This window comes from Chamaesiphon sp. VAR_48_metabat_135_sub, assembly GCF_031418915.1.
Lineage (GTDB): Bacteria > Cyanobacteriota > Cyanobacteriia > Cyanobacteriales > Chamaesiphonaceae > Chamaesiphon.
Genome location: NZ_JANOJV010000175.1, coordinates 23,037 through 29,230, shown reverse-complemented (window position 1 = coordinate 29,230; position 6,194 = coordinate 23,037). Strand labels below are relative to the sequence as shown.

The 6,194-nt window shown below is 42.9% G+C and carries 5 protein-coding genes, 1 tRNA gene and 1 pseudogene; 1 reads left to right on the top strand and 6 read right to left on the bottom strand.

Translation table 11 applies throughout. The features are described from left to right. Positions 1 to 206: 206 nt before the first annotated feature. A pseudogene (locus RMO55_RS12970) lies at positions 207 to 788 on the bottom strand (TIGR04168 family protein); the annotation flags it as partial. A 47-nt stretch (positions 789 to 835) separates the two neighbouring features. Continuing rightward, the gene (locus RMO55_RS12965; RefSeq protein ID WP_310427108.1) at positions 836 to 1,204 is read right to left on the bottom strand and encodes a DUF4359 domain-containing protein; all 369 of its coding nucleotides are present in this window, start codon (positions 1,202 to 1,204) and stop codon (positions 836 to 838) included. A gap of 93 nt (positions 1,205 to 1,297) precedes the next feature. Here RMO55_RS12965 and RMO55_RS12960 point away from each other — a divergent pair. Further along, positions 1,298 to 1,370: transfer RNA gene (locus tag RMO55_RS12960), tRNA-His, on the top strand. Positions 1,371 to 1,486: 116 nt separating this feature from the next. Here RMO55_RS12960 and RMO55_RS12955 read toward each other — a convergent pair. The 4 genes from RMO55_RS12955 to RMO55_RS12940 all read right to left on the bottom strand — a co-directional run bounded on the left by RMO55_RS12955 (position 1,487) and on the right by RMO55_RS12940 (position 6,145). Further along, positions 1,487 to 2,836 carry a serine/threonine-protein kinase gene (locus tag RMO55_RS12955; RefSeq protein WP_310427106.1) on the bottom strand — a complete coding sequence of 450 codons (1,350 nt, stop codon included), beginning with the start codon at positions 2,834 to 2,836 and terminating at the stop codon, positions 1,487 to 1,489. A 59-nt stretch (positions 2,837 to 2,895) separates the two neighbouring features. Then, on the bottom strand, positions 2,896 to 4,629 hold the full coding sequence (locus tag RMO55_RS12950) for a protein kinase domain-containing protein (protein ID WP_310427105.1): 1,734 nt from the start codon (positions 4,627 to 4,629) through the stop codon (positions 2,896 to 2,898). A gap of 72 nt (positions 4,630 to 4,701) precedes the next feature. Then, on the bottom strand, positions 4,702 to 5,535 hold the full coding sequence (locus RMO55_RS12945; protein WP_310427103.1) for a hypothetical protein: 834 nt from the start codon (positions 5,533 to 5,535) through the stop codon (positions 4,702 to 4,704). Between the two features lie 58 nt (positions 5,536 to 5,593). Then, complete coding sequence (locus RMO55_RS12940) at positions 5,594 to 6,145, bottom strand: hypothetical protein (RefSeq protein ID WP_310427101.1); 552 nt, start codon at positions 6,143 to 6,145, stop codon at positions 5,594 to 5,596. Between the last annotated feature and the right edge of the window lie 49 nt (positions 6,146 to 6,194).

Below are 6,194 nucleotides of genomic sequence, written 5' to 3'. Positions count from 1 at the left end.
GCTTCCACTGGGCGAATTGTCGAGATGGCGGAGAATGCTACCTGCGAACATATCATTATCATCGGACACAATGGCCCGACGGGACTGGGTGAAGAGCCGGAATCTATCTGTGGTAAGGATTGGGGGGAACCAATGATTGGTGGCGATTATGGCGATCCTGACTTGGAAGAGGCAATTTCCATCCTCCAAGCGCAGGGGAAATCGATTCCAATCATTGGTTCCCCCCAATCCTTACCACAGATAGATTCCGGCTCTTCACCCAGTCCCGTCGGGCCATTGTGTCCGATGATAATGATATGTTCGCAGGTAGCATTCTCCGCCATCTCGACAATTCGCCCAGTGGAAGCTTCAAAACTGTCTATCCCAAATCTAGCCTCATAAAAATCACTATACTTCCACTGTGGGCCACCCCAGCTAAAGGGACGACTACCAACAATAGAGAGATTAAACTGCGGAAAATCTAATTTACCATAACCGATACAACTAGTACCGAGTAAGTTCGTTTGTTGCTGAACGCGATCTTCTACCAGCGGGTCATAAGGGCTTTTACTGCGGCCCCAATCGCTAGCGGTATACCAAGCATCATGATTGCCAAAAATCGCAGCTTTAGGCAAGTCTAGGGCAGCAATCCGACCCACTAATTCGACTGATTCATTGCCGAAGTCACCCACGAATAATACTAGATCTATACCTAAATGTCGAAGTGCAATTTCATCGGCATCTTCCCATTGGTCGTGAACATCACCAACGATCGCGATTCTAACAGGTTGATTTGAATTCTCCAGCATGGTTTCGATTAGCACTCGATTTGAGCCTTCATCATTATAAGCGAGAATTAAGGGGTCTTATAAGTAAAGAAGCGATCGAATATCCCGATCGATTCTACCCGCGCATTCAAATTGGCCGCCGGAATTGAGATGTCCGATCGATAGATACTGAAAAAAATCCAGTTTTGCCGACTGGTAGTAGCCGCTAGGATGGGTCGAAGTTGGGGCTTGTAGGCTTCGATCGCGGCACGACAAGGCCCCTGAAGCAAAATCCCCAATCCGGCTGGCGCGCGATCGCATTGGTCTTTGGCGAGATTGGCGATTTGCTCCACAGCATAATTTTCATAGGCAGATCGATCGGGATTACTCAATGCCATCATCCCACCCAGCCCACATCCAGCCAAAATGCTTAGTAAGACTATTTGCCACCGTTCCATACTGTTACCCACTCACACACCAGAATTATTTTACTGTAGCCCTAGACTAATTTGAATTGGTCATGTTATACTAAGTTCCACGGCTAATTTATGGCGAGCGTCGCCTAGTGGTTATGGCAGAGGTTTGTGGTGCCTCCACTCGCGGGTTCGAATCCCGTCGTTCGCCCTTTTAGTCCGTTAAAAGCAATCCCTGGCTAATAGCTGGGGGTTGTTTTTCTGTTTTGTTTGCGGAGCCTGTTCGCATCCCTGGAAGTTAGGGTGGAGGCAATTCATGAATTGCCCCTACCCTAACTTTAGAGCGGCTGTCTCAAAATCAATGAAGCTAATAATTTCACTCTTGAGCCAGTTATTTTCTGCTGGGGTAAGTAACTGCGCGATCGAGCATTTCTGACTTTTACTTTGGACTTGAATCGAACGAGCAAAAGGTGTAAGTGCAAAATTTACTATAGCGGATACATTTGTCAATTTTACGCTTGAATATTTGTTGCTGAATAAATACTTGGTAACAGTGACTTCCCGATCGGCATCGAAATAAATCACAACTCGCGAAAACGATCCATACAAGAATTTTACCATCAGCGACAATCCGACTAGACCGAAACTAATAAAAAATAATTGCTTGGCAGGATCAAGAAAAAGGCTCAGGGTGAGTGAATAAAAGAGGATAATAAATAGTAACCCATTCCAGGCTAATACTAATAAACCCAATCGACGACTGGCAAGAGTTGATAAACCAATTGGGGGAATGTCGATCGATAGACATCCTTCAGATCGATCGATCTTAATTTTACTGTACGGCGGCTGCTGGGCGGGTAAAGTTGGTAAATTCGATCGACCATCCAATACATCTAAGGCTAATTCGGCTGTCCTAAATCTGCGGTTTGGTTCTGGCTCTAATAATCGATCGATCCAATTGGCAAAGTCTGACGGGAGCGAAACAAAATCGTGAAAGTCAATCTTTAATTTCTTTTGTGGTAATACACCTGGATCGGTGCCAGTTAGCAGATATAATAAGGTAGTTCCTAACCCATATAAATCGGTAGATAAATATGCTTGTCCGCGAAATTGTTCGGGAGCCATATAACCATAAGTGCCGACGACTGTGCTGCCACCTGTGACGGTATAATAGGTATCTTGCACCGCACCAAAATCGACGAGATATATTTTCCCATCGTCATTTCTAATCAGATTTTGAGGTTTAAGATCCCTGTGAATAACTGGCGGATTGAGCGTGTGGAGATATGTCAGGATTTCGAGAACTTGAGCCGCAATATCTTTGACTTCATTAATTGTCGGTGTCCAACCAGATTCAATTGCATCGAATAAAGACTGTCCCTCCGCCAAGGTTTGGACGATATAATACTGTCGATCAATCTCAGTATCTAATTGAAAACTATCGATGTACTGGGGAATCGCGGGATGATTTAATTGAGATAGGATTTTGGCTTCTCGATCGAATAGTTCGATCGCTTTCCAGTCTTTGGCTCTTTTTAATGATAATGCTTTAATTGCGACGATGCGATCTGTTTCGAGATCTCTCGATAGATAAGTAATCCCGACTCCTCCTCGCCCGAGGATATCGATAAGTTGATATCGTTTGACGATATTTTTAGAAACAAAAGCATTTATCATGATTATCTTTTAATCTATTAAAATCAATAAGTTTTTTCACTAAATGATGTAAGTGTTTTTTAATAAGGATCGCGAAAAGTTGTTTTGCATTTTTTTGTATTTCTAATACAAGTTGTGGATTTACTTTTTACAAGTGATTGTATATAGCAATTTTGACCGTTGCCATTGCATACTAATTCTTTTCCTCCAGCATCAACTAGTATTTTCCTGGCAGTTTTTATTCGATATGCTATTGCTCTATCACCAAAATCTTTCAGGGAAATACTATTCAAAGGAGTACCAAATATCCATCCGGCGATCGGATAGCCAAGCTTACCCTTTAAGTATGATTGAGACAATGGCGATTCTCGATCGCTCATTGCATTTACATCTGCACCATTCCCTAGTAAATATTGAATTGACTTTAATGATATTTGAGCTTCATCAGTACTTTTACCACCCAATCCATAATAACTTTCGATCGATGGTTGATAAGGAGTAATTTTTCTCAAAACAGCTAGGTGTAATGGCGTAAACTTGAAATTATCTCTGGCATTTGGATCGGATTTACGATCGAGTAATAACTTGGTCATTTCCCCATCTTGATGCAGAACAGCTAAATGCAGAACCGTATGTCCATCTTTGCCATAATGAGCGTGAATATCAGCCCCGCGATCGATCAATAATTTAGCAATGTCAACTTGATTATTTGTGACAGCATAGTGAATTAAACTGCTACCATTGGTATCTTTAGCATTAGGATTGACACCTCGATCGAGTAGAGATTTTACCTTATTTACATCATGCTCATTCCAGATGGCGGTAAATGCCGCCATTGGCGTAAATCCCCACAGATTGAGGAAATAGTATTTATAATAATCGAGGGTTCCTAAACTAATGGCTGCGGCGACACCAACAGCGGCGAGTTTGCGCCAGGGGAGTTTGGGGGCGAGGGATTTAGGATTTTTTAGAGCGGTGAGGGCGGTGGTGGCGGAGTTAAATCGATCGATAGGATCGGGTTCTAGCATTCGTTCGAGCCAGTCGGTGAAGGCGGGGGAAACTTGAATTTTGTCGCGGAAGCTAAGTTTGAGATTGGATTGGGTGAATTCGGCGGGGGAGCGATGGGTAAGCAGGTTGAGGATTGTCGCGCCTAAGCCGTATAAATCGGTCGCTGGCATGGCTTGAGCGCGAAATTGTTCGGGAGCCATATAACCGAAGGTACCGACGACTGTGCTGCCATGCAGGAAGGTATCGTGATAGGCTTGGCGGACTGCGCCGAAATCAACGAGGGAAATTTGTCCGTCGGCGGTGCGGAGAATATTACTAGGTTTGATATCCCTGTGAATGACTGGCGGTGTGAGGTTTTGGAGATAGCTGAGAACTGCGAGGATTTGGCTGGCGATATCTGCGATCTCGGCTTCTGTGTGCCGCACACCCGACTCGCTCCAATCACTGAGAGTTCTACCAGGAGCGAGTGCTTGGACGATATAAAAGTGGCGATCGATGGGCGTATCGTTGGCGTAGCCTCTCTGGAAGAGAATCGTAAAATAGTCGATATATTTGGGAATCCCTGGGTGGTTTAATTGGGAGAGTGTTTTCGCCTCCCGCTCGAATAGATCGATCGATTTCCAGTCATCCATCTGTTTGAGGGATAATTGTTTGAGGGCTACCGATGTTTCGGTACCAACAATCTGAGCCTGATAAGTCTTACTGCTACCCCCTTCACCCAATATCCCGACAATCTGATAATGTGTCTCGCGCTCGGATTCAGGATGGGCAATAACTAATTCAGTTGGGATAAGTCCAAATTCCACAATAATCGATCGTGTAGGTACAGTCTCTCTCTAAAGTACCCAAAAATGATGTTTCACAAACTTTTATCGATCTCAGCGACTCCATCCAGCCGCAGAACATCCGGTGACGGGATTTGGTGCGAGTGTAGATAAACACCAATAATTTTTCCCATCATAAATAACGCCATTGTTGACGTATTTTAACTTAGAAACTTCTTGCCACGCCTGTTCTCCACCTTCAGTATCGTATCGATATCGATCGCCTGAAACTTCCAAACCTTGATCGGTTGCACCCAGCCAATAACGACCATCTGGAATCTTAGTTGATGCTGGTTCTGTTGGTGTAGGATCTGAATTTTCCTCAAGAAACCAACGCCAAACTGTCAGTTTTCCTTTGTCAGATCTTGCCCTTGTTGCTGAGACAACTAACTGTTCTCCTTTATAATTGATAAACTCAAATCTACACAGTCCTAATCCAGTTCCCGAACAATCTTTAATTTCCTCAAATCCTAACTCAAAGGCTGCCTTAATTGCAGCATTTTCAAGATTTGGTAATTGACCGTTACTAACAGGTAAATTTGCTTGCCAACCTTGTCGAAGTAAAATTTTTCGGGCTTCTTTATATGGCATACCTTGCTGAATACCCACTACCTCACCAGTACTTGCAGACTGGTTGCTGGTGGCAGGAATATTTCCGCGAGCGGTATCAATTTTGGGTTTGGATTTGGGTTGATGCTTTTGTGAAGATGCTACACGATCGACTGGAGCCTCTTTGGTCATGGTATTTGCACTTTGGGTAGATTGCTGCTTACTAGAACTATTGATACTTTCACACCCAATTAAGATCGACCCAATTACAGCAGCAAGAAGATAAACGATCGAGACATGAGATCTAGTATTTTTTATCCTCAATCTTATCTCGTTCATCCAATGTTTACCACCAAGTATTTAATTTGTTAATTATCAATTATCAATTCTTCAATATCTAATTATCTTTATTTTTAATCTTCGCAGTAGATTCTCGCTTGAATTGTTGTTTGCGAAGATTAGCAATTTTTTCATTAACTTGTTTTTTCAGCTCGACTCGATCGATTCGTCTGCTGTAGATTTTTAAATACTCGATCGCATCTTCAGTATTGCCATCGCTTTCCTTGACTCTTGCTAAAGCGAGATAGTCTGGGGTAGCAACCATTGGAGCAATATCATTGTAGCTTTTGATCAGTTGCGGTATCGCAATAGTTGATAAGAAAACTAAAAATATCAGAGATATTTTAGCGTCTGGCTTAGTTAATTCAACTAAATACATTGTCAACCCAAATAATAACATCATCACTACTAACATCAGCAATAAGTGTGGATCTTGCAAAAATAGGCTGGCTGTCTGTTCGAGATCTGCCTGATTTTTACCGATCGTAAATCCCACTAATGCGGTGGTTGTAGGTAATGTAAATTGCCGTAGACGAGAACCTTTACCACTAAGGTGAAAAATCAGTGACGCAATACTGGCAATACCTGCACCGAGATTCCAGACATTCATGTTTTGCACCCCAATTTTTATTAACTCTTAAAATACACGATCGACCGTT